Raw genomic sequence first — 25,683 nt, forward strand, 5'->3', positions numbered from 1 at the left:
ATAAAACATCAATAGGTATCAAAAAATTCGTTAAAATAATTCTTCGTTTCATTCTGGGACTAATTGTGCTTTTGCTGCTGCTGGGGATTGCCCTTTCGATGCCTTATTTTCAGACTAAAATAGCGAAGCATTTTACAAATAGTCTTAATAAAGATTTTGGTACTGATATTTCTATTGAATCTGTACGACTATCCGTTTTTGGTGGGGTGAAATTTAAAAATGTTTTGATTCTAGATCATCATAAGGATACTTTAATTTTTTCTAAAATTGTAAACACTAATATACTAGAAGGAAAAAAAATTCTGGAAGGCGACTTGATTTTTGGAGATGTTAGACTTGATGGTTTGCTTTTTAAAATCAAATTATATAAAAACGAGGACGAAACGAATCTAAATAGGTTTATAGCTGCTTTCGATAGCGATAAACCCTCTACAAGAAAATTTCTATTAAAAGTTGACAATGCAAATATCACCGATGCTCGGTTTAGTATTACTGATGAAAATAAAGCAACCCCAGTTGACGTGGACTTTACGAGGTTAAACACAACGCTGAGTGATTTTTTATTATATGGGCCTGACTTAAAAGCAAACATAGATAAAATGTCTTTCCTAGATCATCGTGGCTTGTATGTTGTAAATATGAGTTCTAAATTTACGTATGCTAGTAATAAAATACAATTTGACAAACTTGACTTGTCTACCAAAGAATCAAAATTTAAAGCTAATGTAATTTTAAATTATAAACCGGGTGATTTTTCAAAATTTACTGATAAAGTGAAATTTGATGTTAAGATTAAAGCGTCTAAAATTGCCACTAATGATATTAGACATTTCTACAATGAACTAGGTAAAAATGAATTTTTCAAAATTAATGCAGATGTACAAGGGCCGTTAAATGATTTGAATATAACAAAATTAGCTCTTATTGACTCCAGGAATTCTCAGATATATGGGACTATAAATTTCAAAAATCTTTTTGGAAACAAGGATCAGAAATTTTATATGGATGGGGATTTTACTAGACTTTCTAGCAGTTATGATAATCTGGTAACCATATTACCTAATATTTTAGGAAAGAAACTACCAGTTGAGTTAAAAAAACTGGGCAGGTTTACGTTAGTTGGAAATTCTCAGCTAAGCACCACTGCAATCGATGCCGATTTTAAAATGGACACTGATATAGGTAGTGTAAAATCGTTCTTCAGGATGGAAAGCATTGATTTTATTGACAAAGCTTCTTATATGGGGAATGTTATTTTAGATAATTTTGATTTAGGAGTATTGTTAGATAAAAAAGATTTGGGTAAAATCACCATGAACATAGACGTAGATGGGAAAGGTTTTACCGAAAAATATCTAAATACGGCATTAAAAGGAGATGTTACTAAAATAGATTTTAAGAATTACACCTATTCTAATGTAGTAGTAAATGGTAACTTTAAAGCGCCGAATTATAAAGGTCAGATTTCAGTAAATGATCCAAATCTAACCATGAATTTTGATGGTTTATTAGATTTAACCAATAGAGAAAACAAATATGATTTTCATATTGAAGTAGAAAATGCCGATTTAAACAAGCTGAAATTAGTTAAAGATTCCGTTTCAGTGTTTAAAGGAGATGTAATTGTGCAGGTGACTGGAAATTCGATTGAAAATTTGCAAGGAAACGTATTTATAAAGGAAACGTCTTACCGTAATGGGAAAGACACTTATAATTTTGATGATTTTAATATCTCTTCTAGCTTTGATGTAGAAAGGGTTCGTACGATTACGGTGAACTCTCCTGATATTATTGAAGGTGAAATTATAGGGAAATTTCAGTTTAGCGAACTTGGGAATTTGGTTAAGAACTCATTAGGAAGTTTGTACACTAATTTTAAACCCAATAAAGTTAGTAAAGGCCAATTTTTGAAATTTGATTTCACAATTTACAGTAAAATTATTGAGTTGTTTTACCCAGAAATTGCCATTGGGTCCAATACAGTTGTAAAAGGAAATATAAAATCAGACAATCAAGAATTTAAACTAAAATTTAATTCACCACAAATTGTAGCTTCAAAAAATACTTTTGACAATATTAGAGTGTCAATAGATAATAAAAACCCTTTATACAATGCATATATTGAGTTAGATAGTATCAAAACGAAGCACTATAAAGTACGTGATTTTAGTCTTATTAATATAACGATGAAAGACACTTTGTTCTTTAGATCAGAGTTTAAAGGTGGACCAAACGGAGAGGATTATTTTAATTTAAACTTATATCACACTATTAATAAGGACAACGACAATGTGGTAGGCTTGAGTAAATCTGAAATGAAATTTAAAGACTACTTGTGGTTTTTAAATGAAAAAGAAACGCCTAATAACCAAATTGTTTTTGATAAGTCATTTAAAAATTGGAAGATAGACGATATAATATTGTCTCATGAAGACCAAGAGATATCGCTAAAAGGAAGTATAAAAGACAATACAAATAAGGATTTACAGCTCAGTTTTAAAGATGTAGATCTATATAAAATCACACCCGAAGATGAAAAGTTTGTCTTTAGAGGAAATGTAAATGGCGATATTAGTTTTAAACAGAATAAAGCAGTTTATAAACCAACGGCTTCGCTCTTAATTGATCATTTAAACATCAATAAAACTGATCTGGGTGATTTGAAATTTGATATTGAAGGAGATGAAAATTTAGAGAAGTTTACCATAAATTCCTTTTTAGAAAATAAGAATTTTGAATCTTTTAATGCTTTTGGTAATTTCGAAATTATAGATAATAAAACGATTCTTGATATGAAACTTAAATTTGCCAAATTTGATTTGGGGATTTTAAGTTCGCTAGGAGGAGACGTAATATCTAATATAAGAGGATTGGTTAGTGGAAACTCTACGATTCAAGGTGATTTAGACAGACCTGATATTAACGGACGATTGTATGTTGAAAAGACTGGCTTGACAATTCCTTATTTAAATGTAGATTATGAATTAAATGATCGATCTGTAATTGATTTAATTGGTCAGAAGTTCTTGTTTAGAAATAACACATTAACTGATTCTAAATTTGGAACAAAGGGAGCTTTAAACGGAAGTATCGAGCATAATAATTTTGGCGATTGGAAACTGGATTTAGCGGTAAGTACTAAGAGACTTCTTGTTTTAAATACTGTCGATAAAGAAGACGCCGCTTATTATGGTACAGCATTTATTGATGGTGATGCTACTATAAAAGGTCCTACAAATGGTTTATTTATTAAGGTACAGGCAAAATCTGAGAAAGGTACCGAAGTCAAAATTCCAATAAATTATGCTGAAAGTGTTAGTGATAATTCTTTTGTTCACTTTTTAACTCCAAAAGAAAAATACAATATCCAAATGGGAATTGTTGAAGATACGAGGGATTATAAAGGACTGGAATTAGAGTTTGATCTTGATATTACACCAGATGCCGAAGTGGAGGTGATCTTAGATCGAAATTCAGGACATGGAATTAAAGGAAAAGGTTTTGGATCCTTACTGTTTAAAATAAATACATTGGGTAAGTTTAATATGTGGGGAGATTTCCAGGCCTATGAAGGTTCTTATAATTTTAAGTATGGAGGATTGATAGATAAGAAATTTGATGTAAAAAAAGGAGGTTCAATTTCATGGGAAGGGAATCCAATGCGAGCACAATTAAATTTAGAAGCCGTTTATAAAACGATTGCTAATCCATCTGTTTTACTTGAAAACTCATCTTTTAATAGAAAAGTTCCAGTTGAAGTAGTAATTGGAATACGTGGAGATTTAGCAAGTCCAGAACCAGATTTTAATATCGAATTCCCAACCGTTAGTAGTGTTTTAAAATCAGAGATTCAATACAAACTAAATGATAAAGATGTGAGACAAACACAAGCACTTTATCTCTTGTCTACAGGAGGATTTTTAAGTGCTGAAGGTGTTAGTCAGTCTGATTTTTCTGGAAGTTTGTTCGAAACGGCCTCTAGTTTATTAGGAGGAATTATAAAATCGGATGATGAAAAATTCAAAGTTGGACTTAATTATATCTCCGCAGATAGACGAATAGGAAAAGAAACTGACGGAAGGTTTGTGGCAACTATTTCATCAAAGGTTAATGAGAGAATTACAATTAATGGTAAAGTAGGGGTGCCTTTTGGAGGGATTAATGAGTCGGCGATAGTTGGGGATTTAGAAATTCAATACAGGGTTAATGAAGACGGAACACTTAATTTGCGTTTGTTTAATCGTGAAAATGACATCAATTATATCGGAGAAGGAATCGGATATACTCAAGGAGTAGGGGTAACTTATGAAGTCGATTTTGATACCTTCAAAGAATTCGTTAATATAATTTTTAAGAATCATAAATTAGGTGTCGAAAGTAACTACAGTCAGCAATTCCAAGATTCGAACCTAGCCCCAGAATATATTAATTTCTCTAAGCCGACGACTCCTAAAACGGAAACTCCGAAGAAAAATAATGAAGGAAGAATTCCTGAGGAGGATTAGTGTGTTGCTATTGTATAGTAGCTGCTAGTTAACGTTATTGCTACTTTATTTAAAAGTCGAAATCTACTTGCTGGCTTTTGTAACACAGTACCTTATCTAACTAAGATAGCTGTGAAAATGACACTTTTACTTCTGGGTGTTTAATGCTATAAAAACACTATTTAAGGCAAAAAACAGTTAATTATTAAATTATAATTAACAAATTCAACTTATTTTGAAAAAAAATGGAGGTTTTTATTGTTTTTTCGAAAACTTATCAACGAAAACGTTTGAATTTAGTTCGCTTAACTAATTTAGTAAAGACATAACGCTAAAAGTGTAATTTGTTTGCTAAATTTACGCTTTAATACTTAAATAATGCCAAAAACAATAAAAAAAGTAGGGGTGCTAACTTCTGGTGGAGATTCGCCGGGAATGAATGCTGCAATTCGATCTGTTGTTCGAACTTGTGCTTACCATAATATAGAATGTATAGGAATTTATAGAGGTTATCAAGGAATGATTGAAGGAGACTTCAAAGAAATGGGACCTCGAAGTGTGAATAACATTGTAAATAAAGGAGGAACAGTTTTAAAATCAGCAAGATCTCTTGAATTCAGAACGCCTGAAGGTAGAATAAAAGCACATGAAAATCTTGTGAAAGCGGGAATTGATGCTCTGGTAGTAATTGGTGGTGACGGTTCTTTCACCGGAGCATTACTATTTAATTCTGAATTTAATTTCCCAGTAATGGGAATTCCAGGAACAATTGATAATGATATTTTTGGGACTAGTCATACCCTAGGATATGATACAGCCCTGAATACAGTGGTGGATGTAATTGATAAAATTAGAGATACCGCAAGCTCACATAATCGTTTGTTCTTTGTAGAGGTGATGGGTAGAGATGCCGGTCATATTGCTTTGAATGCCGGAATTGGTGCAGGTGCCGAAGAAATTCTTATTCCCGAAGAGGATTTAGGATTAGATAGACTATTAGAATCTTTACAAAAAAGTAAGGCTTCTGGAAAATCATCTAGTATAGTTGTTATCGCTGAAGGAGATAAAATTGGAAAAAATGTATTCGAATTAAAAGATTACGTAGAAGCTAATTTACCAGAATATGATGTTAGAGTTTCAGTATTAGGTCACATGCAACGCGGTGGATCACCTTCTTGTTTTGATAGAGTTTTAGCAAGTAGATTAGGAGTGAAAGCGGTCGAGTCATTGATCGAAGGAAAATCAAATTACATGGTTGGATTACAAAACGATAAGATTTCGTTGACACCTTTAGAACAAGCAATTAAAGGAAAAACTGAAATTGACAGAGAATTGTTAAGAGTCTCTGAGATCATGTCAACATAAAAATAAAAGTGAAGTTTATTGTGAGGAAATTAGACTTTAAATGAAGGTTAGGAAAAATAAACAAAAAATTTAATTAAGATGTCAAAAGTAAAATTAGGAATAAACGGTTTTGGAAGAATTGGAAGAATTGTTTTTAGAGAATCTTTTAATAGAGATAATGTAGAAGTAGTAGCAATCAACGATTTATTAGATGTAGATCACTTAGCTTACTTATTAAAATACGATTCAGTTCACGGACGTTTTGCAGGAAAAGTTGAAGTTATAGATGGAAAACTTTTTGTAAACGATAAAAATATCAGAATTACAGCTGAAAGAGAACCAGCAAATTTAAAATGGAATGAAGTTGATGTAGATGTAGTTGCTGAATGTACTGGTTTCTTTACAACTATAGAAACTGCACACGCACACATTACTGGTGGAGCTAAGAAAGTAATCATTTCTGCACCATCTGCTGATGCACCAATGTTTGTAATGGGTGTAAACCACGAAAGTGCTAAAGCTTCTGATTTAGTAGTTTCTAATGCTTCTTGTACTACAAACTGTTTAGCTCCATTGGCTAAAGTAATAAATGACAATTTCGGAATTGTTGAAGCTTTGATGACTACTGTACATGCTACAACATCAACTCAAATGACTACTGACGGTCCTTCTAGAAAAGACTGGAGAGGTGGACGTGCTGCTTCTTGCAACATTATTCCTTCTTCTACTGGAGCTGCAAAAGCTGTTGGTAAAGTAATTCCTGAATTGAATGGAAAATTAACTGGAATGGCTTTCCGTGTACCTACTACTGATGTATCTACAGTTGATTTAACAGTAAAAGTGGCTAAAGAAACTTCATACGAAGAGATTATGGCAGTTTTAAAAACAGCTTCAGAAACTACAATGAAAGGAATCTTAGGATATACTGAAGATTTAGTGGTTTCTCAAGATTTCGTTTCTGATCCAAGAACATCTATTATCGATGCAAATGCTGGAATTGGTTTGAATTCTACTTTTTTCAAAATCATATCTTGGTATGATAATGAGTATGGATATTCAAGTAAATTAATTGATTTATCAGTTCATATTTCAGGATTAAAATAATCAAAATTTTAAAAAATCCCGTTTTTAGTTTTTAGACGGGATTTTTTTTATTTTAGCGATAAATTAAAGTAAAACATAGTTTTATTAGATTTAGAAGAAACAGAAGATAACCAAATAGTAAAAGAAATGAGATTAATAGTTGACAGTGGTTCCACAAAAGCCGATTGGATTGCGATTGACGATGATGGAAAAGTATTATTTACCACGCAAACATTGGGATTAAATCCTGAAATTCTTGAAAATGAACAAATAATCGAACGTTTGAATGATCGTTTTGATATTGTTCAAAGTAAAAAGACGGCTACTCATTTGTTTTTTTATGGTGCAGGTTGTGGTACAGATAGAATGAAAGTAAATCTTTCGCAAGCTTTTCAAAGCTATTTTACGAATGCCATTGTTACAGTTGAAGAAGATACTTATGCGGCGGTTTATGCCACTACTCCAAAAGGGCAGCAAGCGATTGTTTCCATCCTTGGAACTGGATCTAATTGTAGTTATTTTGACGGAAAAGAATTGCATCAAAAAGTACAGTCGCTAGGATATATTATCATGGATGATTGTAGCGGTAATGTTTTTGGGAAAGAGTTGATACGCAAGTATTATTTCAATAAAATGCCAAAAGATTTAGCAGCTAAATTCGAAAAAGAGTACAATGTAGATCCTGATTTTATTAAAAATAAATTGTACAAAGAAGCCAATCCGAATGCGTATTTAGCCACTTTTGCAAAATTTTTAATTCAAAATAAAGATACTGAATTCTGCAAAAAAATTATTTTCAAAGGCATGAAATCTTTCGTGAAGAACTATATCAAGCAATTTGATAATCACAAAGAAGTACCAGTACATTTTGTAGGTTCGATCGCTTTCTATTTGAAAGAGGAATTAGAGCAAACATTTGAAAAATACGATTTGAAGTTGGGAAATGTGCTTAGACGACCTATTGATGGTTTAATTGCGTATCATATCGCAAATAAATAGTCATGGCTATGGAAATTGCTATTATAGCTCACGATGGAAAAAAAGCAGATATGGTTCAGTTTTTAAATAAGAATACTGATTTATTACAGCACGTGAACATTAAATTAATTGCTACTGGAACTACTGGTAGCAAGTGTGAAAAAGCGGGGTTTAAGGTAAAAAAGATGCTTTCAGGTCCTTTGGGAGGTGATGCACAAATTGCGGCTCGTGTAGCCGAAGGTAAGACTAAAATGGTTTTATTCTTTAAAGACCCAATGGCTAGTCATGCTCATGAGGTGGATATAAACATGTTGCTTCGCGTATGCGATGTACACAATGTGCCAATAGCGACAAACGAAGCAACTGCTCAATTGCTATTACAAGCTATAGAATTGCAATCATAGAAATTTCTACATTTACATTTTTTGGCAAACAAGCCACTTGAACCGTTTCACGAGCTGGAGCGGTTTTTTCATTGAAATAAGAACCGTAAACGGTATTTATTTTTCCAAAGTCATTCATGTCCATGATGAAAATTGTCGTTTTAACGATGTTTTCAAAAGTCATTCCTGCAGCATCTAGCACGGCTTTCATGTTTTCCATTACTTGTGCAGTTTCTGCCTCAATCGTTTCTAGAACGAGCTCACCTGTAGCAGGATTGATAGCGATTTGACCAGAAGTATAAAGTGTATCTCCTTTAAGTACTGCTTGATTGTACGGTCCTATTGGCGCCGGAGCTTTATCAGTAAAAATTATCTTTTTCATAAAAATGTATTTAGTGGTTTTCTAATGAATTATAGTAGTTGTAATCAAAAGATAAATAGAGGCTTAGCGCGAAGTATTGGTACTTCGTTTATCCCATTTAATATCGCTTAACACTCCTGATTTTATTCCAATGAAGAATCCCCAGTTCGCATTTGTTCCAAAAGGAGTCCAGTTGAAATCCATTCTCCAGCTAAGCAAATCGCGCTCAAAACGCAGCTGTGTAAAAGTCACTCCGTTTTGTACAAAATCATAACCGGTAGATATTCCTGCTTTCCATTTTGGAGTCAAGTCGGTATTAGCTGATATCATTATAGAATTTCCTATAATTTTTTTCTCGCGGTTGTTGTTTCCATAGGTTAGAGAGTAGGCAAAAGTCATATCCCATGGCAATTTGTTGTTGAAAAATTCTGCAATTTTATCTTCGCCTTCTTCTTCAGCACCATCAAATTGACTTTTTCGAGTATCATTCAAGACGGTATTGGAACCAAAAAGATCATCTTCACGTCCACCATTTCTTTGGCTTTGTTCGTTTTTATCTTTCTTGTTTTTATCCTTATCTGAGCTGGATATGGAATAGTTCATAGTCAAATTTGCACTTGTCATTCTAAATAAGCTACCGCCGTTGTCAATATTGTAAACTGCGATTCTATTACCAGAATTGTCGATCGCGTAAGGATCTAAGGTTGCGCCAAAATTGACATTCATTTTATTGGCAAATAATTGTGTTCCACCGCTAACTCGAACTGGCGACCAAGCTAGAGACGTTACTCCATCTGCATCAAGATTGTAACTCGTGGATAGATTTAAATTATTAAGCAACATTATTTTTTTTGCTTCTACTTTAGTACTGTCCTTATCCGTTACTTTTGCTTCAAAGGTATTGCTTAAATCAAATCCAATATTATTAGAGTTACTTAGTCCTGGCGCTCCAAAGATTCCGCTTTCAAAACGAGAATATTGCTTTATAATCGTTCCGCTGGCATCAGAAGCATAAGAATCATAGTATTTTTCGAAACTTGGAGTATAACCATAAGAAACAGAAGGTCTCATGACGTGTCGAATCGATTTGATTTTTTTGTCTTCACCAAAATTAAAAGTACCATAAATAGTAGTCCCTACACTAGAAGAAAAAGAGTACGTTCTAAAGGCGTCAAAACCGCTTACAATTTTATCGACAACTGCGCTTTGGTCTGCATCATAGCTTCTTTGAATTGTTTTGGCGTACCAAACTTCTTCATAATTTAAAGCGGTCGATGCGCTAAAGTATTTAAACAATTTAAAATTTGTGCTTAAAGGGATGCTGTGTTGTACTCCCAACTTAGCATCTCTAAACATTTGTGGTTTGAAGAAAAGCGAATCAGTTGTAGTTATTGTGTTTCGGCCATTTAAATTATACTGCAAATTTATATTTTTGAAAAAGCCTTTTTTAATGTCGTTTTTACCAGCGAAAGGATAAATTCGGTCTACACTAAGTTGAAGTGTAGGCAGCGTCATGTTAATTTGTTCTGTTTGCGTGTTTTGCGAATGGGTGGCAGACAATGACATTCTTACTTGAGGAGCAGTCTGGAAGGTTTTAGAATAGGAAATAGAAGAGTTCAAAGTGTTATTAAGATTCGAACCAATATTCGCCTGATTTATCGATTGCTTAAAATACTTACTGCTTCCAAGGTTTACCGAGGCTGAAAAACTAGAATTTGGATTTGCTTTTGAATCTCTAGAATGCGACCATTGTAAATTGTATATATTTTGCTTCGAATAATCTGGATAGCCACGCTCGCTGCTGATTAGATTCTCAAATCGGAAATTTATATTCCCTCGAAAAGCATATCGTTTTGCATAAGAGGATTCAAAACGCATTCCGTAACTACCATTTGTATAATAATCACCTAAAACAGTAAGATCATAATGGTCGTTTAAAGCAAAATAATAACCACCGTTTTGTAAGGAGAAACCTCTATCGTTAGAATCATTATAGCTAGGTAAAATAATTCCAGAAATGCTAGTTTCCTTGCTCATGGGGAAATAAGCAAATGGCAAAGCTATCGGAGTCGGTACATTAGCAATTACCATATTAGTTAAACCGGTGATTACTTTCTTTCCTGGAATAAATTTAACTTTATTCGTTTGAAAATAATATTCCGGATTATCGACATCAGCCGAAGTGGTGAATCGTGCCCCTTTTAAGAAATAAACGGAATCATTTTCCTTTTTCGTAATTTCTGCTTTTATTTTAAATTCTCCTTGACTGGATCTTGAATTGTAGATTAAAGCTTTTTGTGTCTTAAAATTGAAACGAATAGAATCGGGCTCCACGACATTTTCGGCTTGTTTAAAATTAGGATATTGCGTGAATTTACCTGTAGAATCCTTTATTCTACCGGCATAAACTTCATTTTTCTCGTAATCCATTACAATTATTCCGGCCTTCAGTTCCACATCTTGATAATAGAGTTCTGCTTTGTCGTATAAGGTAATCAGTTTTTTCTTTTGATCGATCTTGGCATATTGGTTAGCCTTATATTTTACCTTTCCGTCAAGAAAAGCTTTTTTTTGCTTGATTGTATCTTTTACAATAATAGTATCTGTTTCTTTTTTCAGATCTAAAATAGAAACATCATTTTTCTTAGTGCCTAAAGTAGAAGTGTCTGCTTGTTTTTTAGCAGTAATAGCGGTCGTTTTTTTTGGTAGCTCTTGAGAGTATACATTGGCATATCCTAAAAACAGGAATAATGATACTAAAACGATATTAAATAAGTTTGTCTGCAAAGGTTTAAATGCTATTTTTGTAAAATTACGGCCTGTTTTTTGAAGTGTCAAACTTACAGATTATTTGTGGGCAAAAATAATCAAATAAATTTAAGATTAGTGTTCCATTAAAATTAACTTTAACATATGAAACTCAATTATCATAGTTTTATTTTGATAGCTATTTTGATAGCGTTTAGTAATACTTGTGTGTTTTCTCAAGATAATCAAAATTTCACTGTCATTTTAGATGCGGGTCATGGCGGTAAAGATCCTGGGAATTCGCACCATGGATTTGTGGAGAAGGATATTGTGTTAAAAACGACGCTAAAAGTAGGAAGTTATTTAGAAAAAACACCTGGCTTCACTGTTATTTATACAAGAACTACTGATGTTTTTATTGAATTAGCAAAAAGGCCGAAAATTGCTAATAAAGCAAATGGTAACGCCTTTGTTTCTATTCATTGTAATGCAGTAAAAAATTATTTGCCTCATGGAACAGAAACTTTTGTGATGGGAATGTCTCGAAGTGATTTAAATCTAGAGGTAGCAAAAAGGGAAAATTCCGTAATTTTATTAGAGGAGAATTTTAAAGATACATATCAGGGTTTTGATCCAACTAAACCGGAATCCTTGATTGGATTGACTATGTTGCAAGAAGAGAATTTAAGCAACAGTATTATGTTAGCCACCGAGGTTCAAGATAACTTTACAAACAACTTAAGCAGAAACTCGAGGGGAATTAAACAGCAACCACTTTGGGTTTTAGACGCTGTTTACATGCCAAGTGTTCTAATCGAACTCGGTTTTTTATCAAATAAAGAGGAAGGCGAGTATTTAAATTCTGAAGCTGGCCAAGATGAAATGGCGTTACAAATCGCTAATGCAATAATTGCATACAAGAAAAAGTATTTTGGACTTTGATGGGCTGGAAATAACATAGTTCATTACAATAGTCTAAATAATATAATGAGAAGTTTAAATTCTTAGCTATCTTGACGCTTATATAGTGATTTCGAATTAAATCAAAGTCTTGTCTTAATAGTTTGATGTTGTTAGTAAGAATAATTAAATTTGTAAAAAAAAAATCTAAATTTTGAAATTGATAAAAAGTAATAAGTATAGTGCTTTAAAAGTAGTAATAGTTTTCGCATTTTTAATTAGCAGCCTTTCTTATGGTCAAAACACTAATTTTAAAGTTACCTTGGATGCAGGTCATGGTGGTCATGATTTTGGCGCTGTCTATGGTGGTCATGTAGAAAAAAATATTGCTTTGGCAGTAGTGCTTAAAGTCGGTAAGTTATTGGAGGCACATCCTAAAATAGACGTTATTTATACAAAAAAAACGGATGTTTTTGTAGATTTAGTCGAAAGAGCCAATATTGCCAATAGAGCTAATGCTAATATTTTCGTTTCTATTCATTGTAACGCAAACAGAAATACTGCTGCTTATGGAACCGAAACCTATGTTATGGGTATGAATAAAATTGCTTCAAATTTAGAAGCGGCTAAGAAAGAGAATTCTGTTATTACTTTAGAGAAAGATTATAAAACAAAGTATGAAGGTTTCGACCCGAATTCTCCAGAAACAATGATAGGAATGACCTTGATGCAAGAGGAATATTTGGAAAACAGTATTTCGCTAGCTAGTAAAATCGAAAATGAATTTGCAACACTTGATAAAAAAGTAAGAGGCGGCGGAGTAAAACAAGCTCCGTTTATGGTATTGCATAAAGCGTATATGCCAAGAGTTTTAGTCGAAATGGGGTTTATCTCTAATCCTGCAGAAGGAAAAATATTAGACTCAGAATCAGGTCAAAATGAAATTGCTAAGGCTATTGCTACTGCAATAATTAGTTATAAAAATGAATATTACGGTACCGGAAGTATAGATACTCCTGAAGTTAGATCTTCGCAAAGAAGTAATGAAAGTTCGGCTAATGATAGTGGAAGAGCTACGACTAGAGTAAAAGAAGTTCCACAAGCTGCTGAAGATAGAAAAGCAGCATCTAAAATAGATAGTTCGCAGGTTCTTTTCAAGGTTCAAATTTCAGCAAGTAGTAGAAAATTGGATTTACACCCTAGGAATTTTAAAGGCTTGAAAAATATATCGATAGATTACGGAAGTAAGGTCTATAAATATATGTATGGTGAAACGACTGATTATGAAAAGTCTAGGAATCTTTTAGAGGAGGCTAAGGCAAAAGGCTATGATTCTGCTTTTCTGATTGCTTTTAAAAATAGCAAGAAGATTAGTATCCAAGAAGCGATTAAATAACAAGAAGTTCAATTATTTTATATTAAATTTGTCCAAAATACTTACATTTTGAAATTAACGAGAGAAATTAAAACTGCAATTCTAGTAATTGCATCGATATTATTATTTATTTGGGGATATAGTTTTTTAAAAGGGAGAGACCTTTTAAGCAGCTATAAGATATTATATGTCGAATACAAAACCGTAGAAGGCTTAGCTCCTTCAGCCCCAGTTACATTAAATGGTTTAGAAATAGGTAGAGTTGTTGCAATTACGATCGATGAGAACACAGGGAATTTGTTAGTAGAACTGCAAATAAAATCTGATTTTCCTATTTCGAAATCAAGTATAGCTGCAATTTACGAGCCTGGTTTTATTGGCGGAAAACAAATCGCGATTGAACATAATTTTAATGATAAGACTTTAGCCTTAGATGGCGAAAGGCTTCAGGGTGTGATTAGGTTGGGACTTACTGACAAAGTTGCTGATAAACTCGTTCCGCTTCAAGAAAAATTAGATAAAGTTATGGCTAATGCCGATAATCTAATTACAGGAATTAATAATGTTTTAGATAAGAAAGCACAGGAAGATCTGAGGGTTAGTTTAGCTGAATTGAGTAAAACTATGGAGCAGTTTCATAAAGCTTCATTAAGTATGAATACTATTCTTGATGAAAACAAAACTCAAATAAAAGGAGTGGTAACTAATTTTAATAAGGTCTCTGGCAATTTTGCTAAAATTTCCGACTCTTTAAACAAAGCAGACTTAGGTAAATCGGTGCGCAATCTAAACCAGACCTTGGCCAAAGTTGACGGTCTCATGAATGGATTAAAATCTGGAAACGGTACCATGGGTAAATTGTTAAATGATGATGCATTATATGCCAACTTGACGAAAACTTCGAGAGAATTAGAGCTTTTACTGCAAGATGTTAGACTATATCCTACTAGATATGTAAACGTTTCTCTTTTTGGAAAGAAAAACAAACCCTATGTAGCACCTGTAACTGATACTATTTCAAAAGAAAAAAACTAGCAACTATGAGCTATCTAGACAATATTTTATTTGCCCTATTATTAATAATCGGATTTGGATATTTTTTTGCTAACATCTTAAAAATAAAAAGAAACATAAATCTAGGTATTGAGATAGATAGAAAAGATAACCCTGCTGCCCGTTGGAAAAACATGGCTATGATTGCTCTTGGGCAGTCAAAAATGGTAAAGCGACCAGTTGCGGGAATACTTCATATTATTGTTTATTTAGGTTTTATAATTATCAATATTGAGTTGTTGGAAATTATTATTGACGGTTTATTTGGGACGCACCGCGTTTTTGCTTTTTTAGGCACTACTTATGATGTTTTAATCGCCTCATTTGAAATATTAGCGGTTTTAGTACTTGTAGCGGTTAGTGTTTTCTGGATTAGAAGAAATGTTGTAAAATTAAAAAGATTCATAAATAAGGATCTAACAGGATTCCCAAAAAACGATGCTAACTACATTCTTTATTTTGAAGTAGTCTTGATGACCTTGTTTTTATTAATGAATGCCACTGATTTGCATTTGCAAAATGTACCTGGAGGCTTTTCTCATTTTATACAAGCTGGTTCTTTTCCTATTAGTCAGTTCATCGAGCCCTTATTTAACGGAATGTCAAATGAGGTAGTGATGCTAATTTTTGAAGCGTCATGGTGGTTGCATATTATTGGGATTTTAGTTTTTATGAACTATTTGTACTTTTCCAAACACCTACACATCTTATTGGCCTTTCCAAACACCTATTTTGCTGATTTAAATCCACTAGGACAGTTTAATAACTTAGAAGCGGTAACTAAAGAAGTTAAAATGATGATGGATCCTAACGCTGATCCATTTGCGGCAGCTCCAGCACCGGCGGAGGGCGAAGTTCCTGCGAAGTTTGGAGCAAGTGATATTCAGGATTTAAATTGGGTACAATTGTTAAACGCATATACTTGTACGGAGTGTGGTAGATGTACTTCTGCTTGTCCTGCTAATATAACGGGTAAAAAGCTCTCTCCTCGAAAGATCATGATGGACACTAGAGATAGAATGGAAGAGGTAGGGAAAAATATTGATGCTAATAAAGGTATTTTTATTCCAGATAACAAAACATTATTGAATGATTATATTACTCCAGAGGAACTTTGGGCTTGTACTTCTTGTAATGCATGTGTCGAAGAATGTCCTGTAAATATTAGTCCATTATCTATCATCATGGACATGCGTCGTTACCTAGTTATGGAGCAAAGTGCTGCTCCGATGCCTTTGAACGCGATGATGACCAATATTGAAAACAATGGTGCGCCTTGGCAATACAATCAACAAGATAGATTGAATTGGAAAAACGAAAATTAAATTTGTAGAGTATAAGTAGTTGTTTATTGAACTATTTCTCAAATAACCGGTTGCTGAAATAACCGAATAAAAAAACAGAAAATGTCAGAGAATTTAATAGTGCCAACAATGGCAGAAATGCTAGCCCAAGGAAAACAACCTGAAGTATTGTTTTGGGTAGGTTGCGCAGGTAGTTTTGATGATAGAGCAAAAAAAATAACAAAGGCATTTGTACGAATTTTAAATCGTGGAAATGTTCCTTTTGCAGTATTGGGTACAGAAGAAAGCTGTACTGGTGATCCGGCAAAAAGAGCAGGAAATGAGTTCTTGTTTCAGATGCAAGCGATGATGAACATCGAAGTGTTGAACGCTTATGAAGCTAAGAAAATCGTTACTGCCTGTCCGCATTGTTTTAATACTTTAAAAAACGAATATCCAGAACTAGGTGGGAAATACGAGGTGGTACATCATACTGAGTTTTTAAAATCCTTGCTTGATGATGGAAGGCTAACTATTGAAGGCGGACAGTTTAAAGGGAAACGAATTACTTTTCACGATCCTTGCTATTTAGGTAGAGCAAATAATGTATATGAAGCGCCTAGAGAATTGATTCAAAAATTGGATGCCGAATTAGTTGAAATGAAACGTTCTCGCGCAAACGGCTTGTGCTGTGGAGCGGGAGGTGCTCAAATGTTTAAAGATGCAGAACCAGGAGATAAAGAAATTAATATCGAAAGAACGGAAGATGCATTAGAGACAAAACCAGATATAATTGCTGCTGGATGTCCGTTTTGTAATACGATGATGACTGATGGCATTAAAAACAAAGAAAAAGAAGGTGATGTAAAAGTGATGGACATTGCAGAATTAATTGCAAATGCTCAAGATTTATAGAAATTTAGAATCTAAATTTCGAAATAAAAAAAATAAAAAAAATGTACGTACCATTTGAAAATTTACCAGAAGAATCCAAAATTTGGATCTATCAATCCAATAGAAAATTTTCGGATGCTGAGTTCGCTGAAATTGCTACTGATTTGGAAGCTTTTTTAGAAAACTGGGCTGCCCATGGAACAAGCTTAGTTTCTTCTTTTGAACTAAAATACAATCGGTTTATTATTATAGCGGTAGATCAAGAAGTTCAGGCAGCGACAGGTTGCTCTATAGACTCCTCTGTTGAATTTATTCAATCTTTGGAAAAGAAATACAATGTCGATTTATTAGACAAAATGAATGTGACTTTTAAACTAGGTGAACATATTGCCCATAAACCATTAATAGATTTTAAAAAAATGGTAAAAGACAAGGCAGTTACTGAAAACACAGTGGTTTTTAATAATTTAATCAATAACATTCAGGAGTATAATGAATCATGGGAAGTTCCGGCGATTGATAGCTGGCACAGCCGTTTTTTCTAAAATTATTTAATAGCATAATGAAAAATACAGACATCAGAATTTATATTCTATATGTCTTATTTTTTTTTGTAGCCAGCTGTAGTACTACGAAAAAGAATGAGCCAAAAGTTAAATTAACACAGATCCCTACTGTTGTAGATGAATATTTAGTAGACAATTCATTGGATACAGATACCATTCAAGAACCTATAGCTCTATTTACAGAGCGGAAGAAATGGGTGGATAGTATTTATTCAAATATGACTTTTGATGAACGTTTAGGGCAGTTGTTTATGGTTGCTGCTTATTCGAATAAGGATAAAGCACATGAAAACGCTATTGAGAAATTAGTTGTAGAGTCAAAGGTGGGTGGATTGATTTTCTTTCAAGGTGGTCCAGTTAGACAAGCAAAGCTAATTAACAGGTTTCAAGCAAGAGCAAAAACGCCTTTATTTATAGGGAATGATGCCGAATGGGGCCTGAGTATGCGACTAGATTCAACTTATGCGTACCCTTATAACATGACTCTTGGAGCGGTTCAGGATATGAAGTTAATAGAAAAAATGGGTGTGCAAATTGGCCGCCAAAGCAAACGTCTCGGAATACAGTTTAATTTTGGTCCCGTATTAGACATAAATACGAACCCGAATAATCCCATAATTGGTTTTCGTTCTTTTGGTGAAGACAAATATAATGTCGCAACGAGAGCGATTGCATTGCTGAAAGGAATGCAACACCAAGGAATTTTTGCTACTGGAAAGCATTTCCCGGGACATGGAGATACCGAAGTGGATTCTCATAAAGGATTGCCTACTATTACTTTTTCGAAAGAACGACTAGATGTAATGGAGTTTTACCCTTATAAGCAAATGTTCAAAGAAGGCCTTTCCTCTGTAATGGTAGCTCATCTAAATGTTCCTAGTTTAGAATCTAGGTCTAATTACCCTTCTTCTATTTCCTACAATGTGGTGACTAGCGTTTTAAAAAAAGAGTTAGGTTTTAAAGGCTTAATTTTTACTGATGCTTTGAATATGAAAGCGGCCAGTAATTATTTAAAACCTGGCGAAATTGACTTAGAGGCCTTTTTAGCCGGAAATGATATTTTATTGTTTCCGGAGAATGTTCCTCTGGCTATTCAAACCTTAACAAAAGCCTACCAAGACTCTTTGGTTAGTGAAAAACGATTAGCATACTCTGTCAAGAAGATTTTAAAATACAAATACATTGCGGGTCTTAATAAGTTCAAACCTATTGTGATTGATAATTTAGTTTCAGATCTTAATGAAACTAAAAACGATGCATTGCAGTATGAATTGTATGAAAGCGCATTGACCGTTTTAAAAAATGAAGAGACTATATTGCCAATAAAAGAATTGCAAAATGAAAAAATTGCCTATGTAAAAATTGGTGATGCCACAAATAGCAGTTTTATCTCGACCTTAAAAAAATATACAGAAGTTACTGAAGTTTCAGATAGTAATTTAGACAGTTTACAGCTGAAATTAAATAAATTCACTAAGGTTATTGTGGGTTACCACACCTCTAATACACCTTTTAAAAATTACAAGTTTAGCAATAGTGAATTAGCGAAACTTGATTTTTTAGCTAAAAATAACAAAGTTATAGTGGCTGCTTTTGCTAATCCATATTCGTTATTAACAGTTAAAGATTTTAGTGGCATCGAAGGATTAATAGTTTCTTATCAAAATAGTACTATTGCTCAGGAAGTGACTGCAGAACTGATTTTTGGGGCTATTGCGGCCAAAGGGAAATTACCCGTAACGCTTACCACAGATTTCAATACAAACGCGGGACTTCCCACAGAGAAATTAAATGTATTAGGATTTACAGCTGCGGAGAATGTGGGAATGAATCCTTTAATTTTATCGAAAATTGAATCTGTGGCACAAAAGGCGATTAATGGAAAGATGACGCCCGGGATGCAGATCTTAGTGGCTCGAAAAGGAAAAGTTATTTATCAGAAGTCTTTTGGTAGCCTAACCTATGAAAAAGGTTCTAAAGTCAGTAACAATGATTTATATGATGTCGCTTCCTTGACAAAAATCGTATCTACTTTACCAAACGTAATGTTGCAGTACGACCAGCAAAAAGTAAATATGGAAACGACATTAGGAGCGATGCTTCCGATATTTAAAAATTCGAATAAGGGAAACATATCATTTAAGGAATTGCTATCACATTATGCGAGACTGCAACCGTGGATGCCTTTTTATAAAGCTACCGTAGATAAAAACGGAAGTCCTTTAGAAAAATATTATAAAAAAACTGCGGATGCCCAGTTTTCGACAAAAGTGGCCGACAGTCTTTTTTTAAGAAATGACTACCATGACACTATTATCAAGTTGATTGCTCAGAGTAGTTTGCTTGCACAAAAAAAATACAAATACAGTGACTTCACTTTTATCATTCTAAAAGAGTATCTAGAAAAAACTACTGGAAAGAAATTAGACGAGTTAAGTACGGAGAACTTTTTTAAGCCGCTTGGCGCCAATAATACAATGTACAATCCGTTGCAAAGGGTGGCTAAAGATCGAATTGCTCCAACAGAAATCGATACCTATTTCCGTCAGCAAACGATACAAGGATATGTTCACGATATGGGAGCAGCTATGGAGGGCGGAGTAGGAGGACATGCCGGTATTTTTTCGAATAGTTTGGATGTTGCCAAAATAATGCAACTGTATCTGCAAAAAGGGAATTATGGGAATAAGCAGTATTTCTCTGAAAAAACTTTCAATGATTTCAATACCTGTTATTTTTGTGAGGAAGGAAATAGAAGAGGAGTAGGTTTTGATAAACCTCAATTAGGAGATAAAGGTCCCACTTGTGGTTGTGCTTCGATGACTAGTTTTGGACACACAGGATTTACAGGAACAATGGCTTGGGCCGATCCAGAAACAGAAATCGTCTATGTCTTTTTATCCAATAGAACCTTCCCTGCAGACGGCACAAATAAATTATCAAGAGAAAATATTCGGGAAGATATTCAAGAAATAATATATAACGCAATCGAAAAGTAAGGCAGTAATTGAAAACAGAAAACGAATAATAGATTTCTTTTTCCCTTTTATAAAAATAGCGTTCCTATTTTTCTTAATTTCGGTAGATTAAAATAAATACATGAAAATTGCAATAGTTTGTTATCCTACCTTTGGTGGAAGTGGAGTTGTAGCTACAGAGCTAGGACTTGAATTAGCTCGTCATGGACATGAGGTTCATTTCATTACATACAGTCAACCCGTACGTTTAGCATTATTAAATCCCAATGTGCATTACCATGAGGTAAACGTTCCTGAGTATCCATTATTTCACTACCAACCTTATGAATTAGCCTTGTCTAGTAAGCTAGTCGATATGGTGAAACTTTATAAAATTGAAGTGCTACATGTGCATTATGCAATTCCTCATGCTTATGCGGGATATATGGCTAAGCAAATGTTGAAAGACGAAGGAATTGAAATTCCTATGGTAACTACACTTCATGGAACTGATATAACTTTGGTAGGGAATCATCCTTTTTACAAGCCAGCAGTAAGTTTCAGTATTAATAAATCGGATGTGGTGACCTCAGTTTCACAGAGTTTAAAAGAAGATACTTATAAGTTATTCAGCATAAAAAAGGACATTCATGTCATCCCTAATTTTATCGAATTAGATAAGAATATCCAAGATCCAAATATTCCTTGTCACCGGTCTGTAATGGCAAAAAAAGACGAAAGAATAATTACCCACATCAGTAATTTTAGAAAAGTAAAACGAATTCCTGATGTCATTAAAATATTTTATAAAATTCAACAGCAAATCCCCGCCAAATTGATGATGGTAGGTGATGGTCCTGAAAAAGAAAAAGCAGAACAGCTGTGTCAAGAATTAGGAATTTTAGACAAAGTAATCTTTTTTGGAAACAGTAATGAAATTGATAAGATTTTAAGTTATACGGATCTGTTTTTATTACCATCTGAAACGGAAAGTTTTGGTTTAGCGGCATTAGAAGCAATGGCATGGGGAGTTCCAGTCATCTCTAGTAATTCTGGCGGGCTCTCTGAAGTAAATTTCGAAGGAATCTCAGGTTATTTAACTGATGTTGGGAAAACCGATGAAATGGCTGAAAATGCATTAAAAATATTGAAGGACGATGCAGTTCTTTTAAAATTTAAAGAAAACGCATTAACAGTTGCGAAGAAGTTTGATATTAAAAATATTTTGCCATTGTATGTAGAAATATATGAAAAGGCGATTAAGAAATATTTGAAAAAAAATAAGTTTTTGAATCAATCAAAAACGGAATAGATTTTTGAAGTTATTTAAAACAATCCAATGAAAAAAATCCCCTATTTGTTAGTTATTTTTCTAGTAGTCTCTTGCGGATCTAAAGCTATAGTCGACGCTGGAAAAAGACCTTTGTATGAAGTCTTAATACAAGAATCTGATGGTGGAGGGAATATTCATTTCTATGAGATTTTAACGGAGCCAAACGAGATAAAAATGTTGCAAAACGATGAATTGTTAAAAAACAAAATTTCAGCTGTGGATGTTCAAAAATCAAATTTTGTGATTCTGAATATGGGTGAAAAGAATTCTGGAGGTTATGCGGTAGGAGTGGAAAGTGTAGTAGAAACGGACAAAAACATAATAATCAATGTAAAAGAGAGTAGTCCAGAGCCTGGTGCAATGGTTACACAAGTTATAACTTACCCATTTTGCGTTGTCAAAATCAATTCTAAAAAAGATATTATTATAAAATAAAAAAATGCCGCTATTTCTAGCGGCATTTTTAATATAATGTATTCTAAGATTAGAATTGGAATTTAACTCCCAAAGCGATATCAGAACCGTAATTGTTGTTGTAGTATCCACTTCCACCAAACTCAGGTCTGAAATCTAATGAGATCAACAATGGAATATCAAAATTATATTCGATTCCGATATCACCTGCAGCAAAAACAAAAGCTTCGTTATTGTAGTTACGATTGTCATAGTAATCTCTACCAAATGTTCCTACTCCTCCACCTACACCTGCATACCAGTTGAAACCACCATCAATATTCCATACCCATTGGTACAAAGCAGCAAGTTTGATTGCATTGTCATCGTAGTTGTCATTATTATAATCTTTTCTATTTCTCCAACCTAAATCTAGTTCAAGTCTATTGTTGCTACCTAAAGCTCTTTGATAACTGATTTCAGTTCCGAAACCTCCGCTGTCTCCTAAACGTAGACCTAATGCATTTTTAGAGATGTCTTGTGCCTGTGCGCTAAATGCTAATCCAACTAGCATAAAAGCAGATAAAATAATTTTTTTCATAAGTAGATATTTGTTGTTGCAAAGATACAACGAAATGGGAACGTTAAATTTATACTATAATTGTTAAATGTTTCAAAATTCACACTTTATTTACGTTGGATAGTGGCGTTTTTACTGGTTGTCAGGAGATTGGCTCTGTTTTTATGGATTATTAAAAAAATGTTAAATATTTCAGCGTCCAGTGTAAATTAGGCGTAAAACGCTACAATTGTGCTTTTTTATTTCATTTGTAGTAGATTTTTTAAAGCTCAAAAAAATTAGCTTTCTAATAGGGGTAATAGCTTTCGGATTTGTTCTTTTATATGATTCTAATTTGAATTTTAGTACATTATGGAATTAAAGAGGTCCTAACATAAGAGTAAGGTTAGTAAATTAACGATATAATTCAATTAAAGTGATTAATATTATCATTGTGAAGGAAAACTTTAAACTTTAAACTTTTAATCTTTCAACTAAAATATTACATTTGTTCCAAACTTTTTATAATGGCAGGAAATAGCTACGGAACCCTATTTAGAATAACCACTTTTGGAGAATCGCATGGAGAAGCATTAGGCGGAATAATTGACGGTTGTCCGTCAGGAATAGCATTAGATTTAGAGGCTATTCAACTTGAAATGTCTAGAAGAAAACCAGGTCAATCTGCCATAGTTACACAACGAAAAGAACCAGATGACGTCCAGTTTTTATCCGGTATTTTTGAAGGAAAAACAACAGGTACTCCTATCGGATTTATTATACCAAATACAAATCAAAAATCAGACGATTACTCTCATATAAAAGACAATTATAGACCTAGTCATGCCGATTATGTTTATGAAAAAAAATATGGAGTGCGTGATTACCGTGGTGGCGGACGTAGTTCTGCACGCGAAACAGCAAGTAGAGTAGTAGCAGGCGCAATTGCTAAGCAAATGATGCCAGATATTAAAATTAATGCCTACGTTTCCTCTGTAGGGCCTATTTTTTTAGAAAAACCGTATCAAGATTTAGACTTTTCAAAAACTGAAAACAATCCAGTTCGCTGTCCTGATGAAGAATCGGCAGTAATTATGGAAGAGTACATACGTGAAATTCGCAAACAAGGAGATACTGTAGGCGGAACTGTTACTTGCGTAATTCAAAACGTTCCAGTTGGTTTAGGTGAACCTGTTTTTGACAAACTGCATGCTGAACTTGGTAAAGCGATGCTTTCTATCAATGCCGTTAAAGGGTTTGAATATGGAAGCGGATTTTGTGGTGCGAAAATGAAAGGTAGCGAGCACAACGATTTATACAATACTGACGGAACTACTAGAACAAATCTTTCTGGCGGTATTCAAGGCGGTATTAGTAATGGTATGGATATTTATTTCAGTGTTGCTTTTAAGCCGGTAGCTACCATAATGCAAAAACAAGAATCATTAGACAATCAAGGAACTATTACTGAAATGACGGGAAAGGGACGTCATGATCCTTGTGTAGTTCCACGTGCAGTACCCATTGTTGAAGCAATGGCAGCAATTGTTTTGGCCGACTTTTATTTGATCAATAAAACTTATAATAAAAACATCTAAGATTTTAAGCGCAGTTTAATTATAGCGTTAAAATCGGTATTATAATACTCACAAAATAAAATCTAAACCAATTTAAAGCCAATGAACGCTACACCAGTGGAGAAAAAGTCTTTTTTTAAAGGGCTTACAGGTCAAATATTAATAGCAATGCTATTAGGAGCTGTGTTAGGAATTATAATACATAACACAATTTCTCCAGAAGCTGCTACAGCTTTTAGTACTAAAGTAAAGATTCTAGCGACAGTTTTTATCAGATTAGTACAAATGATTATTTCTCCTTTAGTTTTTACCACATTAGTAGTAGGGATTGCAAAATTAGGAAATGTGTCTGCTGTAGGAAGAATTGGTGGTAAAGCACTTGGTTGGTTTTTTACAGCGTCATTTATATCACTATTATTAGGAATGTTCTTTGTAAACGCTTTAAAACCAGGAGTAGGTTTGAATTTATCTGATGTGGATATGAGTTCAGCGTCAGAAGTTGCCGCCAAAACACAAAGTATTTCATTCGAAAATTTTATTGAACATATTGTTCCGAAAAGTGTTTTTGAGGCAATGGCAACTAATGAAATTTTACAGATAGTCGTTTTTTCTATTTTCTTTGGATTGGCTGCCGCATCAATTGGGGATCATGTTAAGCCCGTAATCACTGCATTAGATAAAATGTCGCATATCATTTTGAAAATGGTAAATTATGTGATGAATTTTGCACCAATAGGAGTATTCGGAGCAATTGCAGGTGTTTTTGCAGTTAGAGATTTCCAGGAACTAGCAATTACGTATTTCAAATTCTTTGGTTCTTTTTTAATTGGAATTTCATCCTTGTGGGTAGTTTTAATTCTAGTGGGTTATCTCTTTTTGAAAAGTAGAATGACTGTGCTCCTTAAAAGAATTGTAAGTCCACTGGTTATTGCTTTTGGGACAACAAGTAGCGAAGCAGTTTTCCCAAAATTAACAGAGGAGTTAGAACGCTTTGGAGTAAAAGATAAAATTGTTTCTTTTATGCTTCCTTTAGGATATTCGTTTAATCTTGATGGGAGTATGATGTACATGACTTTTGCTAGTATTTTTATTGCACAAGCCTATGGTATCGATTTAGATATAGGAACGCAAATGACAATGTTGCTGGTACTGATGCTTACTAGTAAGGGTATTGCAGGTGTGCCAAGAGCAAGTTTAGTTGTAGTTGCCGCTACTTGTGGCATGTTTGATATACCAATTGAAGGAATTGCTTTAATATTACCAATTGATCACTTTTGCGATATGTTTAGAAGTGCTACTAATGTTTTAGGAAATGCGATTGCTACTTCGGTGGTAGGGAAATGGGAAGAAAATACTCAAATAAATGAAGTTTCTATAGAATAAAACACACTAAAAATTCCTCGCATTTGAGG

General features: G+C 33.6%; 19 protein-coding genes. 16 read left to right on the forward strand and 3 right to left on the reverse strand.

All coding sequences use genetic code 11. From position 1 onward, the window contains the following. The first annotated feature begins 98 nt into the window (after positions 1-98). The 5 genes from E0F98_RS10390 (at position 99) to E0F98_RS10410 (ending at position 8,293) form a co-directional block, all read left to right on the forward strand. Positions 99-4,505 carry a translocation/assembly module TamB domain-containing protein gene (locus E0F98_RS10390; RefSeq protein WP_165929311.1) on the forward strand — a complete coding sequence of 1,469 codons (4,407 nt, stop codon included), beginning with the start codon at positions 99-101 and terminating at the stop codon, positions 4,503-4,505. 357 nt (positions 4,506-4,862) lie between these two features. After that, entirely contained in the window at positions 4,863-5,849 is a 987-nt protein-coding gene (gene pfkA / locus E0F98_RS10395) for a 6-phosphofructokinase (protein ID WP_132111159.1), read from the forward strand. Positions 5,850-5,927: 78 nt separating this feature from the next. After that, positions 5,928-6,932 carry a type I glyceraldehyde-3-phosphate dehydrogenase gene (gene gap, locus E0F98_RS10400; protein WP_132111161.1) on the forward strand — a complete coding sequence of 335 codons (1,005 nt, stop codon included), beginning with the start codon at positions 5,928-5,930 and terminating at the stop codon, positions 6,930-6,932. 126 nt (positions 6,933-7,058) lie between these two features. Continuing rightward, a complete protein-coding gene (locus E0F98_RS10405; protein ID WP_132111163.1) occupies positions 7,059-7,910 on the forward strand; it encodes an N-acetylglucosamine kinase in 852 nt (283 codons plus the stop codon). An 8-nt stretch (positions 7,911-7,918) separates the two neighbouring features. After that, entirely contained in the window at positions 7,919-8,293 is a 375-nt protein-coding gene (locus E0F98_RS10410) for a methylglyoxal synthase (protein ID WP_132111165.1), read from the forward strand. Here E0F98_RS10410 and E0F98_RS10415 read toward each other — a convergent pair. Continuing rightward, entirely contained in the window at positions 8,274-8,654 is a 381-nt protein-coding gene (locus E0F98_RS10415; protein WP_132111167.1) for a RidA family protein, read from the reverse strand. The two genes, E0F98_RS10410 and E0F98_RS10415, sit on opposite strands and share 20 nt — an antisense overlap. A 63-nt stretch (positions 8,655-8,717) precedes the next feature. After that, positions 8,718-11,471 carry a putative LPS assembly protein LptD gene (locus tag E0F98_RS10420; protein ID WP_132111169.1) on the reverse strand — a complete coding sequence of 918 codons (2,754 nt, stop codon included), beginning with the start codon at positions 11,469-11,471 and terminating at the stop codon, positions 8,718-8,720. A gap of 75 nt (positions 11,472-11,546) precedes the next feature. Between E0F98_RS10420 and E0F98_RS10425 the strand changes: the two genes are divergently transcribed. The 9 genes from E0F98_RS10425 to E0F98_RS10465 all read left to right on the forward strand — a co-directional run bounded on the left by E0F98_RS10425 (position 11,547) and on the right by E0F98_RS10465 (position 22,177). Further along, on the forward strand, positions 11,547-12,323 hold the full coding sequence (locus E0F98_RS10425) for an N-acetylmuramoyl-L-alanine amidase family protein (RefSeq protein WP_132111171.1): 777 nt from the start codon (positions 11,547-11,549) through the stop codon (positions 12,321-12,323). 217 nt (positions 12,324-12,540) lie between these two features. Beyond that, the gene (locus E0F98_RS10430) at positions 12,541-13,677 is read left to right on the forward strand and encodes an N-acetylmuramoyl-L-alanine amidase family protein (protein WP_394345848.1); all 1,137 of its coding nucleotides are present in this window, start codon (positions 12,541-12,543) and stop codon (positions 13,675-13,677) included. 48 nt (positions 13,678-13,725) lie between these two features. Further along, positions 13,726-14,691 carry an MlaD family protein gene (locus tag E0F98_RS10435; protein WP_132111173.1) on the forward strand — a complete coding sequence of 322 codons (966 nt, stop codon included), beginning with the start codon at positions 13,726-13,728 and terminating at the stop codon, positions 14,689-14,691. 5 nt (positions 14,692-14,696) lie between these two features. Next, entirely contained in the window at positions 14,697-16,034 is a 1,338-nt protein-coding gene (locus E0F98_RS10440) for a (Fe-S)-binding protein (RefSeq protein ID WP_132111175.1), read from the forward strand. 81 nt (positions 16,035-16,115) lie between these two features. Continuing rightward, a complete protein-coding gene (locus E0F98_RS10445; RefSeq protein WP_132111177.1) occupies positions 16,116-16,907 on the forward strand; it encodes a (Fe-S)-binding protein in 792 nt (263 codons plus the stop codon). 41 nt (positions 16,908-16,948) lie between these two features. Next, on the forward strand, positions 16,949-17,431 hold the full coding sequence (locus E0F98_RS10450) for an ABC transporter ATPase (protein ID WP_132111179.1): 483 nt from the start codon (positions 16,949-16,951) through the stop codon (positions 17,429-17,431). A gap of 17 nt (positions 17,432-17,448) precedes the next feature. After that, positions 17,449-20,451, forward strand: coding sequence for a glycoside hydrolase family 3 N-terminal domain-containing protein (locus E0F98_RS10455; protein ID WP_132111181.1), 3,003 nt, complete (start codon positions 17,449-17,451; stop codon positions 20,449-20,451). A 100-nt stretch (positions 20,452-20,551) separates the two neighbouring features. Continuing rightward, a complete protein-coding gene (bshA, locus tag E0F98_RS10460; RefSeq protein ID WP_132111183.1) occupies positions 20,552-21,721 on the forward strand; it encodes an N-acetyl-alpha-D-glucosaminyl L-malate synthase BshA in 1,170 nt (389 codons plus the stop codon). A gap of 27 nt (positions 21,722-21,748) precedes the next feature. Beyond that, positions 21,749-22,177, forward strand: coding sequence for a protease complex subunit PrcB family protein (locus E0F98_RS10465; protein WP_132111185.1), 429 nt, complete (start codon positions 21,749-21,751; stop codon positions 22,175-22,177). Between the two features lie 49 nt (positions 22,178-22,226). Here the strand turns inward: E0F98_RS10465 and E0F98_RS10470 are convergent, their stop codons facing one another. Continuing rightward, complete coding sequence (locus E0F98_RS10470; RefSeq protein ID WP_132111187.1) at positions 22,227-22,736, reverse strand: hypothetical protein; 510 nt, start codon at positions 22,734-22,736, stop codon at positions 22,227-22,229. Between the two features lie 485 nt (positions 22,737-23,221). On the opposite strand from E0F98_RS10470, the gene aroC reads away from it, so the two are divergent. Together aroC and E0F98_RS10480 are read left to right on the forward strand one after the other, a co-directional pair. Continuing rightward, entirely contained in the window at positions 23,222-24,292 is a 1,071-nt protein-coding gene (aroC, locus tag E0F98_RS10475) for a chorismate synthase (RefSeq protein ID WP_132111189.1), read from the forward strand. 81 nt (positions 24,293-24,373) lie between these two features. Next, on the forward strand, positions 24,374-25,654 hold the full coding sequence (locus E0F98_RS10480; protein WP_132111191.1) for a dicarboxylate/amino acid:cation symporter: 1,281 nt from the start codon (positions 24,374-24,376) through the stop codon (positions 25,652-25,654). The last annotated feature ends 29 nt before the right edge of the window (positions 25,655-25,683 follow it).

Origin of the sequence: Flavobacterium hiemivividum (assembly GCF_004349145.1) — a bacterium.
GTDB lineage: Bacteria > Bacteroidota > Bacteroidia > Flavobacteriales > Flavobacteriaceae > Flavobacterium > Flavobacterium hiemivividum.

Excerpts from the sequence above, each read along its gene's own strand:
- E0F98_RS10405 (WP_132111163.1), top strand. The coding sequence starts at position 7,059 with ATGAGATTAATAGTTGACAGTGGTTCCACAAAAGCCGATTGGATTGCG.
- E0F98_RS10440 (WP_132111175.1), top strand. The coding sequence starts at position 14,697 with ATGAGCTATCTAGACAATATTTTATTTGCCCTATTATTAATAATCGGA.
- E0F98_RS10465 (WP_132111185.1), top strand. The coding sequence starts at position 21,749 with ATGAAAAAAATCCCCTATTTGTTAGTTATTTTTCTAGTAGTCTCTTGC.
- gap (WP_132111161.1), top strand. The coding sequence starts at position 5,928 with ATGTCAAAAGTAAAATTAGGAATAAACGGTTTTGGAAGAATTGGAAGA.
- E0F98_RS10425 (WP_132111171.1), top strand. The coding sequence starts at position 11,547 with ATGAAACTCAATTATCATAGTTTTATTTTGATAGCTATTTTGATAGCG.
- E0F98_RS10480 (WP_132111191.1), top strand. The coding sequence starts at position 24,374 with ATGAACGCTACACCAGTGGAGAAAAAGTCTTTTTTTAAAGGGCTTACA.
- E0F98_RS10470 (WP_132111187.1), bottom strand. The coding sequence starts at position 22,736 with ATGAAAAAAATTATTTTATCTGCTTTTATGCTAGTTGGATTAGCATTT.
- pfkA (WP_132111159.1), top strand. The coding sequence starts at position 4,863 with ATGCCAAAAACAATAAAAAAAGTAGGGGTGCTAACTTCTGGTGGAGAT.
- E0F98_RS10450 (WP_132111179.1), top strand. The coding sequence starts at position 16,949 with ATGTACGTACCATTTGAAAATTTACCAGAAGAATCCAAAATTTGGATC.
- E0F98_RS10455 (WP_132111181.1), top strand. The coding sequence starts at position 17,449 with ATGAAAAATACAGACATCAGAATTTATATTCTATATGTCTTATTTTTT.
- E0F98_RS10390 (WP_165929311.1), top strand. The coding sequence starts at position 99 with ATGCCTTATTTTCAGACTAAAATAGCGAAGCATTTTACAAATAGTCTT.
- bshA (WP_132111183.1), top strand. The coding sequence starts at position 20,552 with ATGAAAATTGCAATAGTTTGTTATCCTACCTTTGGTGGAAGTGGAGTT.
- E0F98_RS10445 (WP_132111177.1), top strand. The coding sequence starts at position 16,116 with ATGTCAGAGAATTTAATAGTGCCAACAATGGCAGAAATGCTAGCCCAA.
- aroC (WP_132111189.1), top strand. The coding sequence starts at position 23,222 with ATGGCAGGAAATAGCTACGGAACCCTATTTAGAATAACCACTTTTGGA.
- E0F98_RS10415 (WP_132111167.1), bottom strand. The coding sequence starts at position 8,654 with ATGAAAAAGATAATTTTTACTGATAAAGCTCCGGCGCCAATAGGACCG.
- E0F98_RS10410 (WP_132111165.1), top strand. The coding sequence starts at position 7,919 with ATGGAAATTGCTATTATAGCTCACGATGGAAAAAAAGCAGATATGGTT.